28 protein-coding genes and 1 pseudogene are annotated in these 26,317 nt (G+C 44.2%); 12 read left to right on the top strand and 17 right to left on the bottom strand.

All coding sequences use genetic code 11. The features are described 5' to 3' along the window. Window positions 1-8: 8 nt before the first annotated feature. Genes N646_RS16260 through fliD form a run of 6 tightly spaced genes read right to left on the bottom strand, consistent with a single transcriptional unit; the run spans window position 9 to window position 4,412 of the window. The gene (locus N646_RS16260; RefSeq protein WP_005375008.1) at window positions 9-737 is read right to left on the bottom strand and encodes a FliA/WhiG family RNA polymerase sigma factor; all 729 of its coding nucleotides are present in this window, start codon (window positions 735-737) and stop codon (window positions 9-11) included. 12 nt (window positions 738-749) lie between these two features. Continuing rightward, a complete protein-coding gene (locus N646_RS16255) occupies window positions 750-1,250 on the bottom strand; it encodes a flagellar basal body-associated FliL family protein (RefSeq protein ID WP_005375011.1) in 501 nt (166 codons plus the stop codon). A 22-nt stretch (window positions 1,251-1,272) separates the two neighbouring features. Further along, on the bottom strand, window positions 1,273-2,346 hold the full coding sequence (locus N646_RS16250; RefSeq protein ID WP_017820536.1) for a flagellar hook-length control protein FliK: 1,074 nt from the start codon (window positions 2,344-2,346) through the stop codon (window positions 1,273-1,275). Then, the gene (locus N646_RS16245) at window positions 2,343-2,663 is read right to left on the bottom strand and encodes a hypothetical protein (RefSeq protein WP_005375013.1); all 321 of its coding nucleotides are present in this window, start codon (window positions 2,661-2,663) and stop codon (window positions 2,343-2,345) included. Before N646_RS16245 ends, N646_RS16250 begins: the two co-directional genes overlap by 4 nt. Continuing rightward, a complete protein-coding gene (gene fliS, locus N646_RS16240) occupies window positions 2,647-3,033 on the bottom strand; it encodes a flagellar export chaperone FliS (protein ID WP_005375014.1) in 387 nt (128 codons plus the stop codon). The genes N646_RS16245 and fliS overlap by 17 nt, the downstream gene beginning before the upstream one ends. Before the next feature lie 32 nt (window positions 3,034-3,065). Then, on the bottom strand, window positions 3,066-4,412 hold the full coding sequence (gene fliD / locus N646_RS16235) for a flagellar filament capping protein FliD (protein ID WP_005375015.1): 1,347 nt from the start codon (window positions 4,410-4,412) through the stop codon (window positions 3,066-3,068). A 416-nt stretch (window positions 4,413-4,828) separates the two neighbouring features. Between fliD and N646_RS16230 the strand changes: the two genes are divergently transcribed. Beyond that, complete coding sequence (locus N646_RS16230; RefSeq protein WP_005375016.1) at window positions 4,829-5,116, top strand: hypothetical protein; 288 nt, start codon at window positions 4,829-4,831, stop codon at window positions 5,114-5,116. Window positions 5,117-5,186: 70 nt separating this feature from the next. On the opposite strand, the gene lafA is transcribed toward N646_RS16230, so the two are convergent. From lafA to N646_RS16185, 9 genes are all read right to left on the bottom strand, one after another. Next, complete coding sequence (lafA, locus tag N646_RS16225) at window positions 5,187-6,038, bottom strand: lateral flagellin LafA (protein ID WP_005375019.1); 852 nt, start codon at window positions 6,036-6,038, stop codon at window positions 5,187-5,189. A 301-nt stretch (window positions 6,039-6,339) separates the two neighbouring features. Next, window positions 6,340-7,110 (bottom strand): EAL domain-containing protein, encoded by a 771-nt coding sequence (locus N646_RS16220; RefSeq protein ID WP_005375023.1) that lies wholly within the window; start codon window positions 7,108-7,110, stop codon window positions 6,340-6,342. Window positions 7,111-7,129: 19 nt separating this feature from the next. Further along, window positions 7,130-9,220, bottom strand: a complete 2,091-nt coding sequence (gene flhA / locus N646_RS16215; RefSeq protein ID WP_005386867.1) for a flagellar biosynthesis protein FlhA — start codon at window positions 9,218-9,220, stop codon at window positions 7,130-7,132. Between the two features lie 31 nt (window positions 9,221-9,251). Continuing rightward, on the bottom strand, window positions 9,252-10,379 hold the full coding sequence (gene flhB, locus N646_RS16210; RefSeq protein ID WP_005375025.1) for a flagellar biosynthesis protein FlhB: 1,128 nt from the start codon (window positions 10,377-10,379) through the stop codon (window positions 9,252-9,254). After that, on the bottom strand, window positions 10,376-11,152 hold the full coding sequence (fliR, locus tag N646_RS16205) for a flagellar biosynthetic protein FliR (protein WP_005375027.1): 777 nt from the start codon (window positions 11,150-11,152) through the stop codon (window positions 10,376-10,378). Before fliR ends, flhB begins: the two co-directional genes overlap by 4 nt. Continuing rightward, window positions 11,152-11,421: a flagellar biosynthesis protein FliQ gene (fliQ, locus tag N646_RS16200; RefSeq protein WP_005375036.1), complete on the bottom strand. Its 270-nt coding sequence runs from the start codon at window positions 11,419-11,421 to the stop codon at window positions 11,152-11,154. The genes fliR and fliQ overlap by 1 nt, the downstream gene beginning before the upstream one ends. 12 nt (window positions 11,422-11,433) lie before the next feature. Then, window positions 11,434-12,192: a flagellar type III secretion system pore protein FliP gene (gene fliP, locus N646_RS16195; RefSeq protein ID WP_005375037.1), complete on the bottom strand. Its 759-nt coding sequence runs from the start codon at window positions 12,190-12,192 to the stop codon at window positions 11,434-11,436. Between the two features lie 18 nt (window positions 12,193-12,210). Next, entirely contained in the window at window positions 12,211-12,582 is a 372-nt protein-coding gene (gene fliN, locus N646_RS16190; RefSeq protein WP_005375038.1) for a flagellar motor switch protein FliN, read from the bottom strand. Continuing rightward, window positions 12,579-13,397: a FliM/FliN family flagellar motor switch protein gene (locus tag N646_RS16185; protein WP_005375039.1), complete on the bottom strand. Its 819-nt coding sequence runs from the start codon at window positions 13,395-13,397 to the stop codon at window positions 12,579-12,581. Before N646_RS16185 ends, fliN begins: the two co-directional genes overlap by 4 nt. A gap of 379 nt (window positions 13,398-13,776) precedes the next feature. Between N646_RS16185 and N646_RS16180 the strand changes: the two genes are divergently transcribed. Genes N646_RS16180 through fliJ form a run of 8 tightly spaced genes read left to right on the top strand, consistent with a single transcriptional unit; the run spans window position 13,777 to window position 21,800 of the window. Continuing rightward, on the top strand, window positions 13,777-14,796 hold the full coding sequence (locus N646_RS16180; RefSeq protein WP_021707593.1) for a MotY family protein: 1,020 nt from the start codon (window positions 13,777-13,779) through the stop codon (window positions 14,794-14,796). Then, entirely contained in the window at window positions 14,796-16,127 is a 1,332-nt protein-coding gene (locus tag N646_RS16175; RefSeq protein ID WP_017820535.1) for a sigma-54 interaction domain-containing protein, read from the top strand. Before N646_RS16180 ends, N646_RS16175 begins: the two co-directional genes overlap by 1 nt. A 15-nt stretch (window positions 16,128-16,142) precedes the next feature. Beyond that, window positions 16,143-16,499, top strand: coding sequence for a flagellar hook-basal body complex protein FliE (fliE, locus tag N646_RS16170; protein WP_005375045.1), 357 nt, complete (start codon window positions 16,143-16,145; stop codon window positions 16,497-16,499). A gap of 3 nt (window positions 16,500-16,502) precedes the next feature. Further along, window positions 16,503-18,254: a flagellar basal-body MS-ring/collar protein FliF gene (gene fliF / locus N646_RS16165; protein WP_005384024.1), complete on the top strand. Its 1,752-nt coding sequence runs from the start codon at window positions 16,503-16,505 to the stop codon at window positions 18,252-18,254. Further along, window positions 18,223-19,236 (top strand): flagellar motor switch protein FliG, encoded by a 1,014-nt coding sequence (locus N646_RS16160; RefSeq protein ID WP_005375048.1) that lies wholly within the window; start codon window positions 18,223-18,225, stop codon window positions 19,234-19,236. The genes fliF and N646_RS16160 overlap by 32 nt, the downstream gene beginning before the upstream one ends. 4 nt (window positions 19,237-19,240) lie before the next feature. Continuing rightward, entirely contained in the window at window positions 19,241-19,996 is a 756-nt protein-coding gene (gene fliH / locus N646_RS16155; RefSeq protein ID WP_017820534.1) for a flagellar assembly protein FliH, read from the top strand. Then, window positions 19,989-21,335 (top strand): flagellar protein export ATPase FliI, encoded by a 1,347-nt coding sequence (gene fliI / locus N646_RS16150; RefSeq protein ID WP_005375057.1) that lies wholly within the window; start codon window positions 19,989-19,991, stop codon window positions 21,333-21,335. Before fliH ends, fliI begins: the two co-directional genes overlap by 8 nt. Window positions 21,336-21,359: 24 nt before the next feature. Then, window positions 21,360-21,800: a flagellar export protein FliJ gene (fliJ, locus tag N646_RS16145; protein WP_017820533.1), complete on the top strand. Its 441-nt coding sequence runs from the start codon at window positions 21,360-21,362 to the stop codon at window positions 21,798-21,800. Between the two features lie 16 nt (window positions 21,801-21,816). Here fliJ and N646_RS16140 read toward each other — a convergent pair whose 3' ends face one another. Together N646_RS16140 and N646_RS16135 are read right to left on the bottom strand one after the other, a co-directional pair. Then, the gene (locus N646_RS16140; RefSeq protein ID WP_031777169.1) at window positions 21,817-22,821 is read right to left on the bottom strand and encodes a S1 family peptidase; all 1,005 of its coding nucleotides are present in this window, start codon (window positions 22,819-22,821) and stop codon (window positions 21,817-21,819) included. Window positions 22,822-22,948: 127 nt separating this feature from the next. Then, window positions 22,949-23,841: pseudogene (locus N646_RS16135) on the bottom strand (LysR substrate-binding domain-containing protein). A gap of 128 nt (window positions 23,842-23,969) precedes the next feature. Between N646_RS16135 and N646_RS16130 the strand changes: the two are divergent. From N646_RS16130 to N646_RS16120, 3 genes are all read left to right on the top strand, one after another. Then, window positions 23,970-24,893 (top strand): DMT family transporter, encoded by a 924-nt coding sequence (locus N646_RS16130; protein WP_017820531.1) that lies wholly within the window; start codon window positions 23,970-23,972, stop codon window positions 24,891-24,893. 99 nt (window positions 24,894-24,992) lie between these two features. Continuing rightward, window positions 24,993-25,439 carry an SRPBCC family protein gene (locus N646_RS16125; RefSeq protein ID WP_005375065.1) on the top strand — a complete coding sequence of 149 codons (447 nt, stop codon included), beginning with the start codon at window positions 24,993-24,995 and terminating at the stop codon, window positions 25,437-25,439. Between the two features lie 83 nt (window positions 25,440-25,522). Continuing rightward, on the top strand, window positions 25,523-26,275 hold the full coding sequence (locus N646_RS16120; RefSeq protein ID WP_031777170.1) for a phosphatase: 753 nt from the start codon (window positions 25,523-25,525) through the stop codon (window positions 26,273-26,275). Window positions 26,276-26,317: the final 42 nt, after the last annotated feature.

The following is a 26,317-nucleotide window of genomic DNA, read 5'->3' as shown; positions in this document are numbered from 1 at the left end:
TGTGACTCCTAAGAGGACATTAATTGGTTGAGTTGTTTCAGCGCTTGTTTGTGAAGCTGACATATACGAGGTGGTGTCAGATCCAATACCAGAGCTATTTCGTGTAAGTTGAGTTCATGTTGATAGAACAGAGTCAGGAGCAGTTGATCGCGCTTAGGTAATTTACCCAAAGCACTGTCTAAACTACGACGAATATGTTCATGTTCCATGCCATCGTATTGCCCGCCAATGTAGCTATCACCGCTGCTCTCCATCAGTTGGTCAAGGCTTTGCATCTCGCCTGCGAGAGCGGCATTTTGGCGGTTGTAATAATCTTGCTCATTCGTCCCTAAAGCCTGGATGATTTCGGCATCCGTTGGCATTCGACCTAACGTTCGAGTGAGATCTCGAGTCACGTCGTTGAGCTCGTGGGCTTGTTGACGAGTCTTACGTGAACGCCAATCTAGTCGGCGTAATTCGTCTAAAATAGCTCCCCGAACTCGACAAACGGCGAAAGCAGGAAAGTGAGGATCGTCAACATCGCCATATCGGCGTCCAGCCTCGACTAGAGCGATAAGGCCTATCTGCTGCATATCTTCAATACTACAGTGAGAAGTGGCATGAACGCGCAGCTGGTTAACTACGCGTTTTACCATGACCTGATGACGTTGTAGCAATGCGTTTTCATCAATTGGTCGTGACGGTGTTGTCACTTCCTCTTCTGTGGTGTAAGTGTCTTGTACATTCATGTCTAACATGGTTGTGCTCCGTTATTGCACAACATATTTAGTCAACAAAACATCGTCGATTTCTCGGACGATGTCTGTTTTAGCAAAAGCGAGTAGAAGCGTTTGCTTCACTTCGTCTTGCAGAATATCGATGGCACCCGCTTGCTGTAACTGATCAAACGTTTTGTCGCTAAACAGTTTTAATAGAGAGTTTTGTACCATAGGCATGTATTCATCGATCTCTTTGATACGCTCTGGACGGCGTGTCTCAATTGCCAGTTCTAGCATCACAAAGTGAGTCTGTTTCTTGCCTTTAACGGTCAAAACGACTTTGTCCAAAGGATGGAAGCTAGGACCTTTACTTGTCGGTTGTTCTGTGACCAAAAAAGACAGTGGAGAGTCTTCGATCAGTGAACCAGAGTCAGGTGACTCTTGAGCGTGTTTGTTTAAGTACCAGATTCCGCCCATAATTGTGACGGCCGAAACGAGGGCACTGGTGATGATCATGGCGATAAACAGGGCGATCATTTGTTGTTTGGTCATAACCTTTTTCCTCGAAGATTCACTAAGCTTGAGTGCTTAGCCAGTGTTCTGAATAGTTAGTTGTTGTCGTGGTTTGGAATGCACCAGATTCTCGTGCGGCGAAAATATTGGCGTCTTCTTCGTTTGCATGTGGGTCATTTCGACCTTGGTTTTGATCAGAGCCAACATTGACATCGACATGAACGAAGTTTTGCTCTTGTAACTCAGTACGCAATCGTTCCGAAACTTGCATTAAAGCTTCTCGTGTTGCTGCGGCATTGGCGTTGATGTGGACACTTAATCGGTCACCTTCAACACGTACAAGTAAATCCAGTTTCCCCAAGTCTGGTGGGTCTAGGCGGATTTTTGCTTCTTGTACATTTTGTTGAGCTTGGAGCGTCACGCGATCATGTAATACTTGCATCATTTGCTCTCCCCACTTTCCGGCAGTGGTATCAACACGCACTGCTGCCCACTCAGAGCCTTGAGCTTGAACATGACTCGTCGCAATCGGTGAATGTGCAGGTTGTGTTGTAGGAGCTTGTGCTTGAAGTAGAGAGGCGGTTGGTTGCCCTTGAACAGGTTGATTCAAAAGAGTTTGAAACTCAGCACCGGAGATAGGCAAACGCGAACTCGATGAAGTCGGCAGACTTTGCTTCACATCTTGTTTTGATGATGTGTTTAACATAGCGTTAGACGAATCTTGAGTAACAGACTTAACTTCGCTCGCAGTCATTAAAGATGACGCTTTTCCTAGTTTCTCAGCCTGCTTCTCTGCCATGGTAATCATACCCTGGGTTAAAGCTTGAGCTTGCGCTGCAAGATCAGTCGATTCTGTTAACCCTGGTGTACTGGTCAAGTTGGCATCCGGATCTGAAGCTGAGCGGTCATCAGTATCAAAACCATGACTTTGTACTTTGTTTGCGCTGTTCAAAGTAGAGGCCGTAAGGTGAAAACTCGATACCGCTGACGCAGAGTTAAAGTCTTGCTCACCATTCTGCTTGTTCCCTGATTTAAAACCATGAGAAAAGCCGTGTACCGAGTTCGCTTGCTTGATGTGACCCTCATTGTTAGCTGGCGAATTACCCGAGTGCTGAGTTGAAGAAGGTATGATCATTGAGTTAGCTCCATGGTCATTGCTAATTGATAGGCCATAGCGCGTTCTTGATGGTCATTGACCATGTTCATCTCTTTTTTCAACTCGTTGGTCGACTTCTCTAATACTGCGAAGGCATTAGCGTGCACTGTTTTCGCTCGCTGGATTTCAGGTGCAAGCTTAGGATCTTTCAAAAAAGGCTTGTGACTGATCAAAAGCTCTCGCAACTGCAAGTCGTACCGCTTGAGCGCATGCCAATCGGCCGTTTTTGCGGCGAACTGGATGAGCTGAGATAAATGACGGAATCGCTCTGGCGATACTTTATGCTTGTTGTCCAAAATTCATCCAACCTTCACGAATGTTACCCATTACACGCTCAACGTTAACCAAGCGATTTGCATCGTTTTGCACGCTAGCGTAATAAAGTTCGACTTGGCAGAAGTCATACAGCTGGCGTAGGTTTTCCGCAATTTCACCGCCGTTTTCATCATCTAAAGCACTTGTTAGTCCAATCAAGATGTTCATGCATTTGTTGATTCCATTCCCTTTCTCAGCCAAACGATTTGCGGCTAGGTGGCCGCGAATACGTTCAACTTCATCGAGTAGGCCATCGATTAACATGATGACTAATTGGTGTGGATTTGCTGCTGCCGCTTGAGCGTCGAGATCGACTTGTTGGTACGAATCGTAACCAGAATCCATAAGCATGAATATTTCTCCTAAATTTGGAACCAAATGTCTTATTTTTGAGCATTAAACATGGACATGGTTTGGTTCATTTGGGTCATAATTGAATTCATTTGAGTGAATTGTTTGAGATAGCGGTTGTACGACATTTCGTACTTACGCTCTAAATTGGTTTGTTTATCTTTGATTCGGTCTAAGCTTGACTGTATTGCGTCTTTACGCGTGCTGAAGGTACCTGATGAGAACTTCAAGAAAGGCTCTACCATCGCGTCAAGAGAATCTAGCAAAGCGTCATCCCCATTAAACAACGCCTCTAAGCCTGCGCTGTTTGTTTGTTGAGCTTCTTTGAACTTTTCTTGATCAACTTTCATTTTACCGTTGCGGTCTAGGCTCACGCCGATTTCGCTTAGGCGCATACCATTGTGTTCACCTCGGATTAACCCCGTTAACTGACTCTCAATAGAACGCAATGTCGAGTCGCTAGCGAGCACGCCGCGTTTCTGATCTTCACCGCCAATTTGGGTGTACTGATCGATAGTCGAAACAAGGGCATTGTAGGTTTCCACAAACTTATCTAGTTGTTCTTTAGTGCCTTCGCTATCAGCTCCAATTTTTAAACCGATTGGAGAATCTCCCGCGGCTTGCGGTTTAGATACGGTAATGTCAACACCGTCGATGACACCTTCAAAAGTATTACTTGCGTTGGTTAGTTTCAGGCCTGAGTCTTTTGCACCTAGCCACATAACCGCATCTTGCGGAGCGTTGATTTGCTTGAGGTTGGTGAAGGCGTCTTCAAACCACGCTTGGCCAGTACCCGATGCAGATACGTTGATCTTATTTTCGACACCAGTCTCAGTGCTCGATAGCATAAAGTGTGTTTGACCATTCGAGCGAACTAGAGTGGCGTTAACGCCAGGGTTGTCCGTGTGATTGTTAATCGCACTGGCTAAATCGCTGATCGTTGCAGTGCCGTCACCATTAACATCAACGGAGGACAAGTCTAGAGTCATTGTTTCACCGTTGATGGTGAATTCTAAAGATCCAGTAGTTGGTACTTCTGTCGTCGCCTCAAGGTCTGCAGGCATTCCTGTAGATACTTGATGCGCCGTTGCCACTTTTTCTACAAAAATCTGATAGTTACCCGTTAGCGCTTTAGCATCCGCGTTTGCAGTAAAGTTACCTTCTTGAGAGAGTGTCGCACTGTTTTTGATGATGCTGTTTGTGCTGTTATTCATCTCTTTCATTGCAGTACGAAAATCACGTAGTGCGCTTTCAACTTTATTAAAAGCTGACAGTTGTGACTGGTACACATTAGCTTGCGCTTGGTAACGGTTTTTGAATGGGTTTGTGTCCAATTGTGCGAATTGGGTTGCCATTTTTACTGGGTCTAAAGAACTCATGAGGTGTGCTCCTCTCATCTCTTATTGGCTTGAATACTTTGAATGCTACGCCTTAGTTTAATTATCAGTGGCAAGATGCGTGCCGTATATTAAATTCAATTAAAACAAAGGTTTAAAGCTATTTTGTTTTCTTGGGAGGAAGTGGTGTTTCCACCTTGTTTGTTCCGCCTTCCTCCATGGAAAAAGTAATTTCCTTATAAGAAAAGGCGACCTAAACAAAGAAAATATTTAATTGTATTGACGGTTCTAATTAGGAGAGATGTTTTAATTAGACGTTATATTCAGCCTTTACTTCAGCTTGATTCAGATAATTCTTACAGAGTGCATTAATTGCGTTCTGATATTATTTTTGATAGTGCGATGTGCAAGTGTTCTCACTAAAAATTAAATTTTTTACGTTTCAAAGAATGTCAGTTATGAATGAATTTGCGTTACGATTGATGAAATGTGCTCGTGCATATGAAGAGTTCATTAACAAAAAACTATTAAGTAAACAGAGCATCAATTCTGATGAGATAGCTAGTATCTTAAAGGAAGCTAAGTTCAATTTTCCTGAACTTAGAGATAGTAAAATAGGAAGTAAATTAGAGACGATAGAATTAGAACTGTTTAATAAGGTTTTATTCAATATTATGTTGAAGTTCGGATTCAGAGTGCCTGAATCTCACAAAGATAATACGAGCTCTATTTATATTCGTAGATAAAAATAAAGCCTTCCATAGGAAGGCTTTATAATTAAGACGATTTAAATTAAGCGCACTATTAACTAAGTAATTAGCGTAGTAGTGACATTGCCATGCTTGGAAGCTGGTTAGTTTGAGACAGAACAGTTGTACCTGCTTGCATCAACATTTGGTTCTTAGTCATGTTTGAAGACTCTACTGCAAAGTCTGTATCCATGATACGACCTTTAGATGCTGTAACGTTTTCTACCATGTTACCAAGGTTAGCCATAGTGTGCTCAAGACGGTTGATGTTCGCACCGAAGTCTGCACGAGAGCTACCAATTTTTTCTACTAGACCGTCAGCGCCGCTGATTTTGTCTAGTGCTGCTTTTGCTTTAGTCGCGTCATCGATACCATCTGTAATTGCTGCATCAGCAAGAATAGTAGTGATTTCACCGATACCTGCGCTTGCGCTTACAGTCAATGTTTCAGCAGAAGATGCACCGATTTGGAATGTTACGTCACCTGCACCGAAGCCGCCGCCTTTAAGAAGGTTTTGACCACCGAACTTAGTGTTGTCTACGATGTTGTTTAGTTCTGCAGTAAGCTGTGTGAACTCTTTGTTAAGAGACGCACGGTCTGTTGCACTGTTTGAACCGTTCAACGATTGTGTAGCAAGGTCGTTCATACGGTAAACGATGTTTGTCATTTCATCCATCGCACCTTCAGCAGTTTGCATCATAGAGATGCCGTCTTGTGCGTTACGCATTGCTACTGACATGCCGCGTGTTTGCGCTTCTAGACGGTTAGCAATTTGAAGACCAGCAGCGTCATCAGCAGCTGAGTTCACACGGTAGCCTGTGCTTAGACGTTCCATTGCTGTGTTTAGAAGTCCGCTTGTTGTGTTCATTGTGTTTTGAGTTACAAGCGAAGCGTAGTTAGTGTGCATTGATAAAGCCATCTTAGTCTCCTTAGTTAGTCACTATATCTTTCAGGCCTCGGGATATTCCCTTGTCACTAACTAGAGGCGGTCGGTCGGCTTTAATGATTAATTTGAAAATTAAAAAATTTCTAAAAAAGATAAAAATTGATGATTTTTAGTGATTTGTATTCCATGAAAACCGGGAAAATCATCATATAAGCCTAAATTTTTAGTTAAGTTAAAGAAACTATTGCCCGATGATCTTGTGGTTATCCGTTATAAATAAAAAAACAGCACGAATAAATCGTGCTGTTTTTAAATATAAATGGTTGAGTTTCAACTATTCCTCATCAAAAGACTGAAAGGAGAGAGAGGTTGGGATATCGCTGAAATAACCAAAATAATAACTGGCACCCAATAAGCGATAACGGTTAAGTTCCGTTTGACTCGCTACACGTCCGGCAACCCAAGTATATTTATGCTTTCTTAAGAACTTAGCAATAGGTAGGAAAGCGTGTCTTTCTTCTTTATCCTCTAGTGTGACTGACAATTTGATCATATCGGGACTAAAGTCTGCGACGCGCTCGAAGTTCACTTGCGATGTCGCGACTTCAAACCAAAGTGAATATGCATTCTCTTTTAACTTTTTGGTGAGTGTGGCGACTTTATCACGATCACATAACGTTTCATCAGCTTGAAGAGAAGGAATCACATGTTGAAAAGCAGAAGAGTGGAATTGAATCGTCTGTTCGAGGAAATAAACCCCAGGCTCCCACAGTAATGCATCCACGCGAATCGGCACGACAACATTACTAATCAAGTCGTGATGAAAGGCTTCTAACTGAAATTGTGTTTGTCTTAGTGCAAGGTAAAGACTGAACAAATCCAGGCAGTACTGCATTTGTTCAGAGAGTTTGAATTGATAGACACTTTGTTCTCCACGCATACCAAATCTCAACGTCAGGTGTTGGAATTCTACTTCTCCTGATTGAGCTTCCCTAATTGCTTGGCATGCGTGTTGGACATCATTGTGTTTTAAAGCATCAAAGACTAATTGATCGTCATCCGTGACGATATGTTGTACTGCGAGACCAACCAAATGTTCGTACATCGCATGTGTTGAAATAAGATTAACCAAGGTTTCCTACCACATTGATTTGTTTGTTTTCTGGGATTTCGTTGTAAGACAATACTGCCAGCCCTTGTGTAAATGTACGAGCGTAACGCGCTAGAAGAGGGCGCAGCTGTGGCATAACGAGAAGGATCGGAGGTAGCCCCTGTTGCTTAAGCTGTTGTCTGATCAATGGCAAGTTTTGTTGGAACTGACCAAGAATGTTTGGCTCAATTGGGAAGCTATCTAGTGTTACCGTACCAGAAGATTGTGCTTGTTGCAGTGAAGTTAGTAGCATTTGTTCTAGCTCATCAGACAGTGCGTAGACATTTAACTCGTTCTTTTGTCCTGCAATTAAGTTAACAAGCGTACGCTTTAGTGCACAGCGCACATCAGATGCAAGTAGGATCGGGTCCTTTGTATTTTCCGCGGATTCCAACATTGTGTTGGCAATCGTGCGAATATCTTTTAGTGGCACTTGGTCCAATAAAAGCTGACGATATACTTTCAGCTGCTGTGCTGGATTAAGTGCTGCTGCTAATGCTTCTGCTAGTTTCGGGGCTTGTTGTGTCAAACGCTGGGTTATTGCTTCCACATCGTCGTGCGTAAACAATTCTGCAAGGTTTGTCTTCATGATTTTACTAATATGAGTGGCTATAACAGTGCCATCGTCGACAACTTGGTAACCCATATTAAGTGCTTTTGCTTTATCTTGATGCTCAATCCACACAGCTGGCAACTGATAAGCAGGATCGCTACCCAAAATGCCATCTACCTCACCGTAAGTTTCGCCAACCGCTATCGCCATTAAACGCTCTGGTTCAATAAAACCTTGCTCAATGACTTCGCCATTTAGAGAAATTGTGTATTGGTTTGGCTTGAGGCTCAGGTTGTCACGAATACGAACTTCAGGTAATAAAAAGCCAACTTGTTCAGAAAGGTTTCGACGCACACCGCGGATACGTTGTGATAAAGGAGCCCCTTGTTCTTTGTTGACTAGATGGACGAGTCGGTAACCAAGCGCAAGTGATAATGTTTGGACGTGAGGAATATCATCCCATGTCAGCGGTGTATCATCGTCTTGCATTGCTTGTGAAAGTGCTTCGACCTCTTCAATCTGGGAGTCTTGCACTGGCTTCTTGGTTTGACGCCACCCTGCGAACGCTAATGCGCCAGAAAACGCAAAAAAGGCTAGGTGTGGCATACCCGGTACCATACCGATTACCGCCATAATACCTGCGACAGTAAATAGCGTTGCAGGAGTTGCCAGTAATTGCTTTTGCATGGTTTCCGACATGCCATTATCGCTATCATTAATTCGCGTAACGATAATCGCGGCAGCCGTTGCCAATAGTAGTGAAGGAATTTGAGCAACTAGACCATCACCGATTGTGAGTAGGGCATAAGTTTTAAAGGCGTCAGACGCAGCGAGTCCATGCTCGAAGACACCAATACTAATACCACCAATGATATTGATAAACAGAATCAACAAACCTGCGATGGCATCGCCACGCACAAACTTTGATGCACCATCCATCGAACCATGAAAATCGGCTTCGTTGGCGACTTCTTTACGGCGTAAGCGAGCCGTTTCCTGATCGATAAGGCCAGCGTTTAAGTCGGCATCAATTGCCATTTGTTTGCCTGGTAAAGCATCCAACGTAAAGCGGGCTGAAACCTCAGAAATACGTTCACCACCTTTGGTGATTACGACGAAGTTGATGATCATCAAGATGACGAACACCACCATACCAACGACGTAGTTACCGCCAATGACGACTTCACCGAATGCTTGAATGACCTTACCCGCTGCGTCACCACCATTATGTCCTTCTAGGAGTACAATTCGCGTAGAAGCCACGTTCAATGTGAGACGTAATAATGTTGCGACCAGCAAAATAGTTGGAAAAACAGAGAAATCTAATGGTCGCTTTGCGGTTGTGCTGACCAGCAATACTAGGATTGCTAAGACGATATTAAAGGTAAACAGCGCATCCAGTAGCAGAGGAGGCAAAGGAAGAATCACCATTGCTAATATCATTAGCAAGACGATTGGAATGCCAACGTAGCCTTTGGTTGATGTTTGAAGTTGTTTTAACCGGTTAAGCATACTTTCGTGTCCTTGGATAAACGCGGGTTAATCAGTGCTGCAAATGTTTTGGAATCGAAAAATGAGGTAAAGGAATTGGCTCTTTTCCCTCACCTTTACGAAAGGCTTTCAATTGCAAAACGTAAGTAAGAATATGTGCCACTGCGATGTACAGTTGGCTTGGGATTGCTTGTTCAATCGCCGTCGTGTGATAAATCGAACGGGTAAGTGGCGGGGAGTTAATGATTTCCACTTTGTTTTCTCGGGCGATACGTTGAATGTGCATAGCGGTTTCGTCTACACCTTTTGCGACGACAAAGGGCGCGTCAGAAAGTGAAGGCTCGTATTTCAGTGCGACTGCATAGTGCGTTGGGTTAGTGATGATCACGTCAGCCGTCGGCACCATTTTATCGATCTTACGGCGCGCAAACTGTTGCTGTATTTGACGAATACGTTGCTTTACTTCCGGACGACCTTCATTATTTTTAAATTCCTCTTTCAATTCTTGTTTCGTCATGCGGAGTTCTTTTAGGTGTTCCCAACGCTGATAAGGAATGTCGATAACCCCAAATAACAACAAGGCGAAGCCCATTAAGAGTAAGCCTTCAAACAGAATTGACATTACTAGAGAAAAACCTTGGCTGAGCGGGAGATTTTGCATGCCAAGTAATGGCTGTAAGTGGTTGTCTAAATAGCCATATAAGATGCCGAATATCACGGCTACTTTGAACGTTGACTTTAAGAGCTCAACCACTGAGCGGGTCGAAAAAATGCGCTTTATCCCGCTCAAAGGATTAATTTTGCTGAGCTTTGGCATCACGTTCGCGGGACGGAACATCCAGCCGCCTAGCACAAGGCTACTACCACAGGTCACGATAATAATGACGGTAAACAATGGTAATAGCATGTCGATGATGACTGCTAAACTTTGTCCCAATTGCTCGACAAGTTGTTTAGGATTTTCTAGGTCGGCTCGCGTCAGCATCATGTTGTAGCGAAAGATCCCCGACATGCTTTCCCAAATACTATTAAGCTGAGAGTAAAAGTAGAGCGCCACCGCTAGAAATATAACCGCAGTAGTAAACTCTTTCGCGCGAGGAATTTGTCCTTCCTGACGGGCTTTCTTTACCTTCTGCGGTGAGGCTTTTTCAGTTTTGTCTTGAGAAGATTGATCGCTCATGCTCCCCCCAACATAAAGTTACTCAAGTGTCTAATGGTGTCGTGAACGAGCGCCGTGTAGCGACCAGGAACACCAGAAACTGAGATTAATACGCTGAATAGACCCAGCAGCATCGTCATAGGAAAACCTAACGCATAGACATTAAGTGATGGTGCGGCTCGGTTCATTACACCAAAACTGATGTTGGCTAGAAGCATGGAAACAATAGCGGGTAAAGCCAAAGCTAGTGAAGAGGCAAACATCCAACCGAAAATATTGACAACACCTTGCAGAGAAAGCGATGTGATACCAGATCCGACTGGCCAAACAACAAAGCTTTGAATCACGATATCTATGACGAGTAAGTGTCCTTCTAGCGCAAGAAACAACAAGGTTGAGAAAATCAGAAATATGCGTCCCAAAATGGCGACAGAAAGCCCGTTAATAGGATCATTCATCATCGCCATACCTAAGCCCATTTGCAGAGAAATCACCTGACCAAGCATGGTGAAAACGTTAAAGAGCATGTGCAAAATTAACCCAAACATTACCCCCCAAATAGCTTGCTCAAAAGCAAGGAACAGGGAAGTCATAGAGAATAATTCGACTTGTGGCATGGGTGGCATTAACGGTCCAGTAATGACAACGATCGAGAGGGCCAGTAAAGTACGAACCCAAACAGGAATAATTGCATCACCAAAGAAAGGCATTGAAATAAATACGGCTCCCACACGAAAAAACGGCCACCAGAGTTGACCGAGTATCGCCGAGAGCTCTGCAAATGTGATGGCCATTAGCCAATCATCCCTGGTATGTTGTGGAACAAGAAATCAAACAGTTCCATGATCTTACGTAGCATCCAGTGACCTGCAAAAATCACCATTAATAAGGTAACGAGCAAACGTGGCAAAAAGCTGAGTGTTTGCTCGTTGATTTGTGTGGCAGCCTGAAATACGGCGATACACAAACCGACAATTAAGCCTGGAACAACCAATACGGCAACCATCAAAATGATCAGCCATACTGCATCGGAAAATAACGTTACGGTTAGTTCTGGGGTCATAACTGCTCCTAGTTAACCGAAGCTGGCAGATAAGGTGCCAACTGTCATTGCCCAACCATCCACGAGTACAAATACCACCAACTTAAAGGGAAGTGAGACAATCAAAGGTGATAGCATCATCATACCCATTGCCATCAGGACACTGGCGACAACCAAGTCGATGACCAAAAACGGGATGAAAAGCATAAAACCAATTTGGAAGGCGGTTTTCAGTTCACTAATGACAAATGCAGGCAAGACAACGGCAAATGAAATATCCTCAACGTTTTGGTCGAGAGGCTCATTGGCAATACGTAACATTTGTTCAAGAGAGCTTTGGTGCGTCTGTGCCAACATGAACTCTCTCACTGGTTTCTCTGCAACAGAAAAAGCCTGTATTAGCGTGATTTCGCCGTTGTCGTATGGCTGAAACGCATTTTCATAAATATCGCTCCAGACAGGGCGCATAATCAGTAACGTCAATGCGAGAGCGATCCCGACCAACACTCTGTTAGGTGGGCTTTGTTGAAGACCAAGAGCTTGGCGCAAAATCGCAAGGACAACGACAATTCGAGTAAAGCTCGTCGCCATCAAAATAAATGCTGGAAGAAAACTGAGCGCCGTCATCAACAACAGAATTTGCAGTTTAACGCTGTATTCTTGTTGTGTGTCGCCATCAGAAACGGACAAGATAGTTAAGCCGTTGTCAGCCGCCATTGTTGGGAAAGCAAACAAAAGTGACACCAATACCAAAAGAGGTAACCAACGGTGCCAAGCGCTCAGATTTTTCATTGTGATGCCTACCTAAGATTATTGACCAACGCCACTCAATGCAGAGTCATGTACATCGATCAGACGAAGTCCATACTTATCATTGACAACGACAACTTCAGCGTGGCCCATAAGAGAACCGTTTACTTTCACGTCTAAAGGCTCGCCATTGAGCTTTTCCAACTCGATAACCGTGCCTTCACCCGCTTTCATTAAGTCCCCAAGTGGGATCTCCTTACTCGCAACTTCCAGCGTGACTGTGACAGGAATGCTTTTGAAAAAGCTAAGGTCACGTTCCGCAGTGGCTGGTTCTTGTTGGAGCGTATCTTCGGCTTCAAAGTCTTCTAATTGAAAATCATCAAAGTTCAGTTCTTCTGCGTCGAATGCATTAGTTTCTAGCGCTTCGCTCATCGCTGCGGTTCCTTATCAGGGTTAAAGATCAAAACAAGTTGGCCGTCTTGCTCGGCAATACGACCTGTAAATAGAGATTGGTTGCCAATGCTTACTGGAACCGTGTTAAGAAGCTCAATAGGTAAAATATCGTTGGGTTGTAAGCCAACCACATCACTTAAAGGCATCTTCTTTTTACTTAGAACAACGTTCAGTCGAACGGGGGTCGTCTCTAAAGAACGACAGAAAGGTTGAAACAAATCGGTATCAGGCTGCAGTTCAAGCTGCTCGATTAGCGTTTGAATAAGATGACCATCTAGCTTGAGATGAATTGAGCCTTGATGATCGTCAAACGCAATGTTTAATTGAACGTTAATGCCAATACCTCTAGGGGTCTCATACTCACCCGTGTCCCACATTTCACCAGGAGCAAGCCAACCGATGATGATTCGACTGATGCGCTCTTGTAAACGTAAGTCACTGGCCGTCAGAGTAGCGGCTGAGCGCTCTGCACTTGCACCATAAAATCTATCAGCCAACTTTATTAGCGTGTGGGGGTTACCATGGATGAATACCATGCCGCCTTCCTGATGTTGATAGGTCGACGTTTGCTCTTTGTCCATCTCAACCGATGTAAAGCGGTGCAAGTCTACTGAGGTTAAGCTAGCTTCCACTTTTCCTGTGCTGAGCCAATTTTGTAATTCAGTCGTAAGATTTGAGCAAGATTCTGAAATTAAATTATCGAGCTTCTCACGAATGATATGAATAGGTTTGCCTAATAATTCTACATCAAGTAGTTGACTATCAGAAATAGGCTCGCTAACTCTATTTTCCATTTATATTTTACCGTGCGTTAACAATCGAAAGTGTTTTAACTTAATGGCGTGTAGTCTACACAGAAATTTTAATGATCTTTTAGCTCCAAACTCTAAGATTGTGACTTTAGTTCACATGTTGCTTTGTTCATATAGTCATAATCTTTTAATGAAATTTAAAAAGAGTTAGTTTTCTTTATAAATCGCTTAATAAATAAAATAACAATGTTGAGCGTTTTAGTTGTTATAGATTTTTTAAATTGCCTTTATGGCGTAACAACAACTTCAAATAAATAAATTATAAGATACTGTTTTTTATGCTTAAAGCTTCCGTTGGAGGCTAAGCGTGCTCTCTTGAGCGTTTTGTAACCAATTTTAATATTCAGAATAGGTAATTAAAATGATTAGCTATGCCAGTTCTCTCGGCTTGGTGGCATATTTAATTAAACGGTTTAAGTCATGGGAATGTAAGATATACATGAATCATGTCCGTTTGATAATTTGTAACACAATTATTGTTATCAGTTTTATTTTTTCAAAAGTGTCATATTCAGAAGAAGTCTTAACAATCCCTATGGACCTCTCTAAATGGACATATGAGGGAAATAAATTCAAATGCAACTTGTTGCAATCAAATAAAGACTATGGGAAGTTTTATTTCCTAGCGGAACCTAATAATAAATTCTATTTTATTTCCGATATAGAATATGAAAACAATAAATGGAAAACGATTGCTTTAACAACTCAAAATGCTCCTTGGGGTGATGAGCTTTATAGAAAAGAATTTGGTTCCCTTGAATTTACTAAGCCGTCTCAGCGTTTCATCTTTAATAAAGGCGCTGAAGAATTCATGGATTCAATTGCTTCGGGTAGTTGGGTGACGCTGTCACTTAAAGGAAGTAATGCTTCCTCTGTTTCAGAGATTGTGATTCCTACTCTTCAAATTCAAAACGCATTGAAATCATTTAATGCGTGTCGCGCGCGATTGCCTAAATTGTCTTTTTCAGAGGCAAGGGATATGGCGCTCTCATTTGAGTTTGGTCAGAAGACGTTAAGTCGTGGACAGAAAGCAACACTAGAAGCGCTGTATAGCTATGTATCTGTGGATGATCGAGTGACCAAAATCCTCATCGACGGTCACACCGATAACGTTGGTTCAAGTTTAACGAACCTTTCTGTGTCACGTACTCGAGCAGAGCAAGTCACCAATGCTTTGATTGAGCTTGGGGTCGACGAGTCGATGATCGAAACACGAGCTCATGGTTCACGTTACCCAATTGCCAGCAATAACTCGGTTAATGGCCAAGCAAAAAACCGACGTGTCACCCTGCGTTTAGTGAGGGACAACGAGTATACGGCTACGAAACACCACCCAGATCTACAATCACAAAATCAACAAACGAAAGTTAAGGTTCAATGATGACGAAAACGAAAATTTTGTTGGTTGAGCCAAATGAAGCTCTTGCTCAACCAGTATTGGATGTGTTGCAAAATGCAGGTTACACCGCGAAACACACTCGTACTGGTCGAGGCGCTTTGCTTGAAGAGCGAGCAGAAATCACTTTAGTGAGCTCTACGCTGCCGGATATGTGTGTTCGTGAGTTTGTCGCGTGTCACCAAAAGCAGCGAAATTCGGGTGTTGTTATTGCGATTGTCGACCAAGAACAAGGCATCTTGGCTGCTGAGACGATGAAAGCGGGCGCTACTGATTATCTATTACGCCCGTTTGAATCTAATCAGTTGGTTAATCTGCTTAAACGTGTTGAAGCGTTAGGTAAGCCAATGGCCAACATTGTTGCGGAGTCTTGGAGAAGCAAACAAGTTCTGCAATTGGCGCATCGTGCAGCATGTACTAACGCGAGTGTGCTTATTACAGGTGAATCGGGAACGGGTAAAGAAGTGCTGGCGCGATATGTGCATGAGCACTCTCCGCGTATCAATGGTCCATTTGTGGCGGTTAACTGTGCCGCCATTCCAGAGTCAATGTTAGAGGCTGTGCTATTCGGTCATGTAAAAGGCGCGTTCACCGGAGCGACAAATTCTCAAAGCGGTAAGTTTGAAGAAGCAAATGGCGGGACGATTCTGCTTGACGAGATTGGTGAAATGTCACCTGCGGTTCAAGCGAAATTGTTACGCGTCCTTCAAGAGCGTGAAGTAGAACGTGTTGGTAGCCATAAAGCCGTTCAGCTCGATATTCGTGTTATTGCGGCAACCAACAAAGACTTACGTGAGGAAGTTCAAAAAGGCACGTTCCGTGAAGATCTTTATTATCGATTAGATGTGCTGCCTCTGCACTGGCCGCCTTTGCGTGAAAGAAAAGAGGACATTCTACCAATTAGCCAATTCTTTATTGAAAAGTATCAAGATAGCAGCCGCTGTCACCTATCCCAAGATGCGATTAGTGCGCTGAGTCAGTATCACTGGCCGGGCAATATTCGTGAGTTGGAAAATGTCATTCAACGCGCTTTGGTCATGCGTCATGGTGATTACATTACAGCCCATGACCTGATGCTGCCTATTGAGCTTGTCGCGTCAGTTCCTACAGCAGAGCCAACTGCAAGTTTTGGTCATGTAGAAGCGAAGAAGCAAGCTGAATATCAGTTTATTTTGGAAAAGTTACGTCAGTTTGGTGGAAACCGAACGAAAACCGCAAACGCGCTTGGAGTCTCTACTCGAGCGCTACGCTACAAGCTCGCAGCAATGCGAGAACATGGTATTGATTTACAGTCGGCACTAGGCTCGGCTGCCTAATAGGAGAAAAAATAGATGGCAAGTCAACCTACTCATGCGGTCTCGGCAGAGCAACTTATGTTGTCAAAAATGCAGGCGATGCAGGCACAAGTGCAGCCGCCAGAGTTTATCGTGAGTGCAAATCCTTTAGATCAACAATCACTAAACGCACCTTTATCGTTCTCACAAGCGATGACAAATGTGTTGGATACAGTGAATCAACATCAATCAGTGGCTAGTCAAAAAATGACGGCCGTAGAAACAGGAAAAAGTGATGACCTAGTTGGTGCAATGGTCGCGAGCCAAAAAGCCAGCTTGTCCTTTAATGCTTTGATGCAAGTGCGCAACAAAGTCGTGACCTCATTTGAAGATATTATGAAGATGCCGGTGTAATTCATGTCAGAACTAACCCCCCAAGTCGCCGGAAACACAGCTATGGCTACCGGCACAGCACAGACATTTTCTACTGCCAACGGCATGGACGATGTGACAACGAAGCTGAAGCAAATCTGGTCTAGCAGTCAGAGAAACTTAGTGCTATCTGCGGTGTTAGCTGCGATTGTTGCAGCGATTATTGTGGTTGCACTATGGAGTTCCTCGCAGAGCTTTCGTCCGCTATATAGTCAACAAGAGCGTTTTGATATCGGCGAAATTGTGTCGGTATTAGAAAGCGAAGGCGTAAGCTACCGCATGCAAGAGCAAAATGGACAAGTTCTTGTACCAGAAGGTGAGGTTGCGAAGGTACGCATGTTGCTTGCATCAAAAGGTGTTAAAGCTAAGCTGCCGACAGGTTTGGATTCGCTCAAGGAAGATAGCTCTCTTGGTACGAGCCAATTTATGGAAACAGCGCGTTATCGTCATGGTTTAGAAGGTGAGTTAGTACGTACTATCATGTCTTTGAACTCAGTAGCGAACGCGCGTGTTCATTTAGCAATACCTCGTCAAACTCTATTCGTCCGCCAAAACAGTGAGAATCCTTCAGCATCTGTCATGCTTGAGCTCAAACCTGGTGAAGACTTAAAGCCTGAACAAGTTGAAGCGATCATTAACCTAGTGGTCGGCAGTGTCACGGCAATGAAGCCAGAATTTGTTTCTGTCATTGACCAGTATGGCCGTCTTCTTAGTGCGGATGTCGCTTCTGCGGAAGCCGGTAAAGTAAACGCGAAATATCTTGAATACCAGAAGAGTGTTGAAAAACAGATCATCCAACGCGCAGCAGATATGCTTACGCCGATTGTGGGGCCGAGTAACTTCCGAGTACAAGTCGCTGCCGATCTGGACTTTAGCCAAGTTGAAGAAACACAAGAAATTTTGGATAACGCACCGGTTGTGCGTAATGAGCACACCATTCATAACAACTCGGTTGATCAAATTGCGTTGGGTGTTCCTGGTTCTCTAAGTAACCAACCGCCAGTGACAGGATCTGGTGAAGTGGAAACGAACGATAGCCAAAACACGAATGCGCGATCTGAAGTGAATCGTCAATATGCTGTAGGGAGCAGTGTTCGTCGTACTCAATACCAACAAGGCCAAATAGAAAAGCTTAGTGTATCGGTTCTGTTGAACTCCAAAGCTTCGCCAGATGGTGTGGCGTGGAGTGAAGCCGATAAAGAGCAAATCTCAAACATGATCATGGATGCTGTTGGTATCTCTGCCACACGTGGTGACAGCTTAAGTTTAATGAGTTTCAACTTCACCCCAATCGAAATTGATGCTCCTCCTGCACTGCCGTGGTGGCAAGACCCTACAGTACAGCAGCCAATACGCTACGTTATTGGTGGCTTGTTAGGCTTGGCGATGATCTTCTTCGTACTGCGTCCATTAATCATGCACCTAACTGGCGTTGATAAACCTGTGCCTGAGCTAAATTTTGCTGAGCCTCAGGAAGAACCTGACTACGAAAACTTGCAAACGCGTGAAGAGCGCGAGCATGAAGAAGTACTTGATCGCCGCCTATCTGAAAAAGGCATCTCAGCCTCTTCAGGTTTAGATGTAAACAGCGACATGCTACCACCAGCAGGTTCGCCATTAGAAATTCAATTGAAACACCTACAGCTTATTGCTAATGAAGAGCCAGAGCGCGTAGCCGAAATACTGAAACAATGGGTAAACATCAATGAACACAGTTCTATCAAAGCAGACGCTTAGTTATGTTGAACAAACCGCGCTCGTGCTATTAGGCATGGGCGAGGATGCCGCAGCGAAGGTTTTGCAACACTTTAGCCGTGATGAAACCCAGCGTGTGACTCGTGCAATGGCGAAGTTAAATGGCATTAAGAGCGATTCTGCTCGTGGTGTTATTCAAACTTTCTTTGAAGATTTCCGTGAGCACAGCGGTATTCGAGGAGCCTCTAAGGAATACCTATCTAATACATTGCGTAAAGCATTGGGTAACGATTTGGCAAAAGGGTTATTAAATACCTTATATGGCGATGAAATTCGCAACAATATGCAGCGCTTACAGTGGGTGGAAGCAGAAACTCTCGCTCGTTTCATTGTGAACGAGCACCCACAAATGCAAGCAATTTTTCTAGCGTATTTGCCAGCAGACAGCTCTTCAGCGGTATTGAAGCACTTGCCACAAGATTACCATGACGAAATCTTGTTCCGTATTGCTCAATTGCAAGATATCGATCATCAAGTTGCCGTTGATTTGCATGAACTCGTTGAGCGTTGCATCGAAAAAGTATCCGCAAGTCAAAGCACGCCGTTATCAGGTGTTAAGCAAGCAGCAGATATCATTAACCGCTTTGAAGGTGACCGTGGTTCATTGATGGAAATGCTGAAGTTGCATGATGAAGATGTTGTTAATGCAATTGAAGAAAACATGTTCGACTTTATGGTTCTTGGCCGACAACGCGAAGAAACTATGGACATGTTGGTGCAGCAAATCCCGCTAGAGTTGTGGGCTGTTGCGCTAAAAGGTTCCGATATTACCTTACAACAAGCTATTAAGCGTTCAATGCCGCAACGTATGGTGAAAGCGCTAGAAGATGACATGGACGCACGCGGTGCTGTTGCGTTAAGTCGAGTTCAAAAAGCACGTCAAGATATCATGCAAATGGTACGTGAGCTGGATGAATCTGGTGAAGTTCAGCTGCTTCTCTATGAAGAGCCAACGGTGGAGTAAGGTCATGCTAGAGACAAAATCAAGTACTATGCGATTGCCTCCGAACGGGTATCGTTTACACCGTTTTCCGCCTTTAGCGCAACCTAAGACTATCGAAGACGAATTCGGGCTAGATAACCAAGGCTGGCAAGAACCTCAAATTGATATCCAACAGCAACTTGAAGAAGGTTTTCAACAAGGTTTGCAACAAGGACATGAGGAAGGCTTACGCCAAGGTATCGAACAGGGCAAGCAACAAGGTCTGTTGGAAGGCCAAAAAGAAGGTTTCCAAAAAGGCTTTGTTTCCGGTGAGCAGTCTGGAAAGCAAGGCTTTTTGGAGGCGGCGAAGCCTGTCAATGAACTTTTTCACGCCCTTTCTCGTTGGCAAGATGAAAAAGAACAGCAACAACGCCATATGATTTGTGAACTGGTACAAAAGGTAGCTCAGCAAGTGATTCGTGCCGAGCTCACTTTAATGCCTCAGCAGATCCTAGCTTTGGTGGACGAGACATTGTCTGCCATGCCTGGTAAAGCGGAAACAGTAACTGTGCATTTAAATCCGCAAGATTTAGAGCGTATTACTCACATCAATGCTGATTTGCCGCAATCTTGGAAACTGGTCCCTAATACGGAGCTTCCTATTGGTGGCTGTCAGTTAGTGACTGATGACGCAGAAGCGGATGCGAGCTGCGACTCTCGTTTGGAAGCCTGTATGGACAATGTAAAGCAACACCTTTTGGATGAAGTCAGTATTCCACAGGTAGAGTCTGAGCATGAGTAATACCCTAAGCCATGAACTATTAAGTGAGCGTTTGAGCGAAGCCTTGGCTTCGCTTGATTCAATCCCTGTTGCTCGCGTAACAGGGCGATTGATAAAAGTAAACGGCTTAATGTTACAAGCCGTAGGGTGTCGGTTTAAGCTTGAGCAGCGTTGTCTCGTAGAAACCGCGGAAGGCGATATGATCGAAGCGCAAGTTGTGGGCTTTGAACACACTATTGCTTACCTCATGCCTATCCGCCGTTTAGGCGGTCTGTTTGCAGGTGCAAAAGTCATCCCTCTTGATGGTGACAGTACCGTGCAGCTAAGCTCTCAGTGGTTAGGACGCGTACTGAATGGTTTAGGTGAGCCGTTAGATGACGGGGCACCGCTTAAGGGGGGAGATCGAGTTTCACTTGAACCAAAACCGATTAACCCACTGAAGCGACGCCCAGTTGATACACCACTCAACGTAGGCGTGCGTGCGATTAATGGACTATTAACGGTAGGCAAAGGCCAACGTATTGGTTTGATGGCTGGCAGTGGCGTCGGTAAAAGTGTGTTAATGGGGATGATCACCAAAAACACGGAGGCCGATGTAATTGTGGTCGGGCTTATCGGTGAGCGAGGCAGAGAAGTACGTGAGTTTATCGAGAGAAACTTAACCCCAGAAGCGCGCAAGAAAGCGATCATTATCGCGGCTCCTGCTGATGAATCCCCGCTAATGAGGTTAAGAGCGACACTACTTTGTCATCGCGTTTCAGAGTATTTCCGAGACCAAGGCAAAGACGTTCTACTTCTGATGGACTCTCTAACCCGATACGCCATGGCACAGCGCGAAATCGCTCTTTCGCTCGGTGAGCCTCCAGCTTCTCGTGGTTATCCGCCCTCAGTCTTCAGCGTGTTACCTCAACTCCTAGAGCGAGCGGGTAACAGTGAAAATCAACATGGTAGCTTAACGGCAATTTATACCGTATTGGCAGAAGGGGACGACCAACAAGATCCTGTCGTGGATTCCGCGCGCGCCATCTTAGATGGGCATGTCGTTTTATCGCGTCAACTGGCTGAGCAAGGGCATTATCCCGCGATAGATATCAACGCGTCTATTAGCCGTTGTATGAATACTTGTACGCAGGACGCACACAGCACGATTGCGAATAACTTCCGTCAAATGTACTCCAACTACCTTCAGGTTAAAGAGTTACTGCCATTAGGGGGTTATCAACCAGGACAAGATCCTGAGTTAGATCAATCTGTTGCTATGTATCCAAATTTGCGTGCATATCTACAACAAGCTGCCAACGAGTCTGTAGATTACCCAACCAGTTTGACCGAGCTCGCGCAGCTTTTTCAAAGTGCTTAATCAAATGGGAGTGACAAGGCTGAAATGAAATCCAAGTTAAAAGCCGTAGGCAAGTTACAGCAAATGGAAGAAAAACAGCGTGACCGTGTGGGTCAACAACTTGATGCCATGCGTCAGCGTCACTCCCATCTTTCAATGCAATTGGAACAGTTGTCGGCGTTGAAAGGCCACGCTGGGCAATCAACCCGAACCGGCCCGACGCTGACGAGCGCGGCTTTGATGAACTTTAATCGTGTTGACCAAATGCTACAAAGAATGCTTCGTCACCACGAGCAAGAGCAAGCCGTTATGCAAGCGGAATGTGCATCTGTACAGAAAACGCTAGAACACAAGCACGCACGCGTTCAAGGGTTAGAAAAAGTGCTTGATCGTTGGCGTACTAAGCAGAACTATGAAAAAGCGAAAAAAGAGCAAAAGATGATTGAAGACATCATTAACTCTCGCGTTAAGCGCAAGATATTATGATGTCTTGTTGACGCTACTAGGAGCGCGAATAATTTCTGCGGTGTCTTAGCCAACCAAACCAGCCTCCAAGCATGATCAACCCTGATCCGAGAGCACCGCCGCCACTGCTGCCGTTGTTACCAAAGCCAGATGTGTTGGTATCGACAGGCTCAAAGCCAGAGTCCCCTTCGCTATGATAATCTTCCGAACTTGCTAAGAGGGCGTTATAACTGGTTTTTACACCTGAGCTGGTTTGGGTCTCAATCCATGTTGCATAGTTCAAAATCTCGGTAAACACACTTGGAATCGCAGCGGATTCGCAAACTGAAGAACCGTAGCTCACAATGCCAATTTGCTGATACATGCCATTATTGTCTTGATAGGTGAGAGGACCGCCTGAGTCACCACGACAGATGCCAGTGTAGCTTCGTTCAGGAAATCCATTCGCACATAAACTTTCCTGAGCGTTAAACCCTGTTACCAACGAAGCGCATTGGGTGTCGGTAAGGGGTTTTACTTCTGCCCAGCGTAAATAGTTAGGGGGGCTTTCATCATTGGTTGAGGTCTGACCTAAACCGAATATCTGATAAAATGACTTGCTGCTGTAGTCTCCAAAGTCTTGCGGTAAAGTGATGGATTGGACGTTATCGGTGATAGGTCTAGTCAATTCAAGGACAGCGATGTCATTAATCCATAAATCGCTAGGCACATAATCAGGATGAATCGTGATAGAGCGAACATCTTTGAATTCTTCAACAAACACGTCATTCATCGTAGGGTTTTTGACTAGCACTCGTAGATCGTTGATTGTCCAGCCATCAGTAAAAACGCTTGGTTCTACGCAGTGGGCCGCAGTTAAAATGAAGCGGTCGTTTACAATGGTTCCCCCACAAATATTGGCAAACTGATTAGCGCCAGTTTTATGTAGAATAAGACGTGCAAAAAAAGGAAGTTGGTTTTGGGTAGCCTGCTGACCCCCAATAATTGCCGTGGAGATCCCTTGTTCTGAAAGGCGGTTATCATTTTCTGCTTCAGCGGTCATACTCAAAGATACTGCAAAACAGAGTGCGCTTAGCCATATTTGATACTGCTTCATAAACCATCCTTGGATGAAAAGTGCTCTTCTAACTTTATACTAGTTTTTCCGTGAATGTGCTTAACAAAAGTTTCTAATAGTTGAATGATTGTTGTAGCCAAGATCGCAACAGATGAAACGATTCAAGCTTTAGCTTGTGTGGCGGGCATACAAAGTAAAGCTGTTGATGAGGATTAATGACGGGTTCGCCCAGCTCGATTAGCTGACCATATTTGATGTCATCCTTCACAAACAAGCGATGAGTGACCAATAACCCCAAACGACGAGTTGTGGCCTGGACGGCTTGTATCGACATGTCAAAAGTGATTGGTTTTTATTTTTAGGTCGCTGGATACCCGTCGCGTCCTGCCACACGTTCCAGTCGTTTTTTCTTCGCTCGTTAGTAACTTCAATGATGGGATACTGCTTTAAGAGTTGAGTGATGTTTGAGTCCTTTGTCGTCGCTAACAATTCAGGGCTGCACACCAAAACCAGTTCATCTTCACTGAGCTTTTCGCAGTAGTAATCCTGCCATTCTTCGGGATTTCCATGCACCAAGGCCGCGTCGATACCTTCTTGTTCTAAATTGAATCTGCCAGACAGGTTTGATAAACGAACGTCTAATTGAGGAGCAAACCCTTGTAAATCGGACATTCGAGGAATCCACCAGTGAAGAGCCAATGAATTCACCATATTGAGCGTAACACGTTGCAAGTTCTGATCTTGGATGAGTGCTTCCGTTGCATCGACAATTTGCTCTAAAGCGGGTGCCACCTTTCGGTAATACTTTTTACCGTCCGCATTGAGTTGAACTTGTCTGCCTATGCGATCAAACAAAGGCTTGTTGACTTGACTCTCCAGCGATTTAATCGCCTGACTTACGGCTGAGTGGCTCACACTTAATATATGTGCTGCTTCTGTCATGCTGCCAGACTCAGCTACTGCAACAAATGCGTAGATGGACTTTAAGGGGACTAGTTTCCGCATAATTTAAAAACCGTAACTGGTGATAGATAAGTTAAACTGTAAGTTTTTCTTACATCAATGGTTAATATTATTCGCTATTTACGATAAGTGATGTCTTTTAAAATGCTCCATATATTAAGGAGTATTGAATGAATGCTGTAAATAAATCTATCCTTTTCATGTTGATGTCTACGTTAAGCTTATCTGTTACTGGACTGTTAGCAAAGCAGTTGTCAGGCGAACTTTCCGTCACACTATTTAGCTTCTTACGTTTTTTGGTGCCTGCGCTTATCTTGCTTATTTTACTTCGTGTGAAAAACCTTACCTTTCCTAAATCGGGCACGCTAAAGCCTATTTTATTGCGTGCTCTTTGTATCGGTTTGTCACAACTTTGCTTTATCGCGTCATTACAAACGTTAACGCTCGTTGAAGGGGTTGTGTTGTTTGCTACTGGCCCATTATTTATTCCCTTGGTTGAAAGGCTGTTCATGAGAGGGCGCATTCGTGTTTCAACATTGGCGGCTTTAGCAATGGCGTTCACTGGTGTGGTTATGTTGGCGGGCGGTGGAAGTGAGATTACATGGCGAGCGGATTTATTGCTCGGCTTGGCTGGTGGACTCTTCAATTCTGGTTCTCAGCTTACGTTATATAAAGTGAGTAAAACAAATATGTCGCCGCTAGAAATCAACTTTTGGGCGTTTGGTTTTGCTGCCGTATTTCTGTTGCCGCTAACTTTGTTTAATGACTTCGACGCGTTACTTAATATGAGTGTTATGGCGCCTGAGATTTCTTCAAATACGCTGTGGATCGGTATGATGTCTCTGATGATCATTAACACCCAAGTTTTTCGCTCCAAAGCATATAAACTGGCAAGCAGTGGCTCTCAACTTGCGCCACTCATTTTTACTAACTTATTGTTCACTGCGGTTTGGCAGAGCCTGTTTTTTGAAGACCGAATGAGTCAAAGTCAAATTGTCGGGATGAGTTTAATAGTGCTCGCAATCATACTGAACACATGTTGGATTCGTTTTACGGCGCATCGCAGTGGTGGTTTACAAGCGAGAACTTCTTAGTCTGTCGGAAAATGAAGGGGGCAGGTAGATAAATTGGTCGTGTGGTTTGATTTTTCTTGAGTATGGGCTAGCGTCAAGAAAGGTTCAGGGAGAGAAATCATGCTTACGCTAAATTATTACGTCGAAATTTCGGCGACACCGCAAAGAGTGTGGGAAGTGCTAACCGATGTTGAGTTGTATAAACGTTGGGCACAAGCCTTTTCACCGCAGTCTCAATTTGAAGGAGCTTGGGAAGAAGGAGGTGGCATCACTTTTTTTGATCCAGATATGGGCGGGACAAGGGCGATCATAGATACGGTGCTACCGCTTCAAAAACTTGAATTTCATCATGTTGCCATTTTTAATCCGGATAATCGTCAACAACTCGATGCTGACCTAGCATCTAGGTGGATCGGATCGCGAGAGATCTACCAGATCGATACCAACAACGATCGTTTACTACTCAATGTTACCATTCATACTCACAACGACTTTGTTTCCATGTTTAATCACGGATGGGAAAAAGCTTTACCCTTGATAAAAGCCATTAGTGAAGAGCAAGCTTAGGGTTCTTGCTTATCTTGGGCTGACGATGCGTTGCCTGAAGGTATACAATAGCACGCAAGATAGCGCACCTAAGAGAGTGGATGATGGAATTTAAAGTTGATACCCATACACATACGTACGCCAGTGGTCACGCGTACAGTACCTTGCTTGAAAATGCAAAGTTGGCAAAAGAGAACGGGCTGGATATGTTCTGCACGACCGATCACGCAGAATCAATGCCGGGTGCGCCTCATTACTGGTTCTTCTCGAACCAGAAAATTCTGCCTCGTTTTCTTGAGGGGGTTGCGATTATTCGTGGCGTTGAATCTAACATCATGAACACTCAAGGTGACATCGACATTCCCGACAGCGTTGATCGAAATTTGGATTGGGTGATCGCGAGTTTTCATGAACCCGTTTTTCGTCCTGCAAACAAGCAAACTCACACGGAAGCACTTGTTAATGTCATTCAGAGTGGTCGTATTGATGCGCTCGGTCATCTTGGTAATCCAAATTTCGACTTTGATTTTCAGACCGTTTTAGCGTGCGCGAAAGAGCACAATGTCGCGATTGAAATTAATAACACCACGCTGAAAGGCAACAGCCGAGTAGGCAGCGTAGACCGTTGCCACGAGATTGCACAAATCGGGAAAGATCTCGGTGTTTTCTTCACCACGGGCAGTGACGCGCATTTCTGTCACGATGTTGGTAATCTGGATTTGGTTGGAGAGTTAATGGACAAAGTGGGTATTGATAGCAAGAAAGTGATTACTCACACCGCTCAGCAGTTTTTGTCTTTCTTAGCTTTGAGAGGCCGTAAACCAATTGCAGAATATGACAGCATTCTCAACGCATAAACTTGATTACATTTAAGGTATGCACCCGACGCCAGATTGCTT

This window comes from Vibrio alginolyticus NBRC 15630 = ATCC 17749 (assembly GCF_000354175.2).
GTDB lineage: Bacteria > Pseudomonadota > Gammaproteobacteria > Enterobacterales > Vibrionaceae > Vibrio > Vibrio alginolyticus.
Note: the sequence above shows the minus strand (reverse complement) of the source record. Positions and strands in the feature narration are given on the sequence as shown.

Bases quoted from the DNA above. Each gene is read 5' to 3' on its own strand.
- fliR (WP_005375027.1), bottom strand. From the start codon at position 11,152: ATGGCCATCACATTTGCAGAGCTCTCGGCGATACTCGGTCAACTCTGG.
- N646_RS16220 (WP_005375023.1), bottom strand. From the start codon at position 7,110: ATGTACGAACATTTGGTTGGTCTCGCAGTACAACATATCGTCACGGAT.
- fliS (WP_005375014.1), bottom strand. From the start codon at position 3,033: ATGCTTATGGATTCTGGTTACGATTCGTACCAACAAGTCGATCTCGAC.
- N646_RS16130 (WP_017820531.1), top strand. From the start codon at position 23,970: ATGAATGCTGTAAATAAATCTATCCTTTTCATGTTGATGTCTACGTTA.
- fliI (WP_005375057.1), top strand. From the start codon at position 19,989: ATGAGTAATACCCTAAGCCATGAACTATTAAGTGAGCGTTTGAGCGAA.
- N646_RS16255 (WP_005375011.1), bottom strand. From the start codon at position 1,250: ATGACCAAACAACAAATGATCGCCCTGTTTATCGCCATGATCATCACC.
- N646_RS16125 (WP_005375065.1), top strand. From the start codon at position 24,993: ATGCTTACGCTAAATTATTACGTCGAAATTTCGGCGACACCGCAAAGA.
- N646_RS16250 (WP_017820536.1), bottom strand. From the start codon at position 2,346: ATGATCATACCTTCTTCAACTCAGCACTCGGGTAATTCGCCAGCTAAC.
- fliD (WP_005375015.1), bottom strand. From the start codon at position 4,412: ATGAGTTCTTTAGACCCAGTAAAAATGGCAACCCAATTCGCACAATTG.
- fliN (WP_005375038.1), bottom strand. From the start codon at position 12,582: ATGAGCGAAGCGCTAGAAACTAATGCATTCGACGCAGAAGAACTGAAC.
- N646_RS16120 (WP_031777170.1), top strand. From the start codon at position 25,523: ATGGAATTTAAAGTTGATACCCATACACATACGTACGCCAGTGGTCAC.
- N646_RS16140 (WP_031777169.1), bottom strand. From the start codon at position 22,821: ATGACCGCTGAAGCAGAAAATGATAACCGCCTTTCAGAACAAGGGATC.
- N646_RS16260 (WP_005375008.1), bottom strand. From the start codon at position 737: ATGTTAGACATGAATGTACAAGACACTTACACCACAGAAGAGGAAGTG.
- N646_RS16160 (WP_005375048.1), top strand. From the start codon at position 18,223: ATGAACACAGTTCTATCAAAGCAGACGCTTAGTTATGTTGAACAAACC.
- fliJ (WP_017820533.1), top strand. From the start codon at position 21,360: ATGAAATCCAAGTTAAAAGCCGTAGGCAAGTTACAGCAAATGGAAGAA.
- lafA (WP_005375019.1), bottom strand. From the start codon at position 6,038: ATGGCTTTATCAATGCACACTAACTACGCTTCGCTTGTAACTCAAAAC.
- fliF (WP_005384024.1), top strand. From the start codon at position 16,503: ATGTCAGAACTAACCCCCCAAGTCGCCGGAAACACAGCTATGGCTACC.
- N646_RS16185 (WP_005375039.1), bottom strand. From the start codon at position 13,397: ATGGAAAATAGAGTTAGCGAGCCTATTTCTGATAGTCAACTACTTGAT.
- fliP (WP_005375037.1), bottom strand. From the start codon at position 12,192: ATGAAAAATCTGAGCGCTTGGCACCGTTGGTTACCTCTTTTGGTATTG.
- fliE (WP_005375045.1), top strand. From the start codon at position 16,143: ATGGCAAGTCAACCTACTCATGCGGTCTCGGCAGAGCAACTTATGTTG.
- flhA (WP_005386867.1), bottom strand. From the start codon at position 9,220: ATGCTTAACCGGTTAAAACAACTTCAAACATCAACCAAAGGCTACGTT.
- N646_RS16175 (WP_017820535.1), top strand. From the start codon at position 14,796: ATGACGAAAACGAAAATTTTGTTGGTTGAGCCAAATGAAGCTCTTGCT.
- fliQ (WP_005375036.1), bottom strand. From the start codon at position 11,421: ATGACCCCAGAACTAACCGTAACGTTATTTTCCGATGCAGTATGGCTG.
- flhB (WP_005375025.1), bottom strand. From the start codon at position 10,379: ATGAGCGATCAATCTTCTCAAGACAAAACTGAAAAAGCCTCACCGCAG.
- fliH (WP_017820534.1), top strand. From the start codon at position 19,241: ATGCTAGAGACAAAATCAAGTACTATGCGATTGCCTCCGAACGGGTAT.
- N646_RS16230 (WP_005375016.1), top strand. From the start codon at position 4,829: ATGAATGAATTTGCGTTACGATTGATGAAATGTGCTCGTGCATATGAA.
- N646_RS16180 (WP_021707593.1), top strand. From the start codon at position 13,777: ATGATTAGCTATGCCAGTTCTCTCGGCTTGGTGGCATATTTAATTAAA.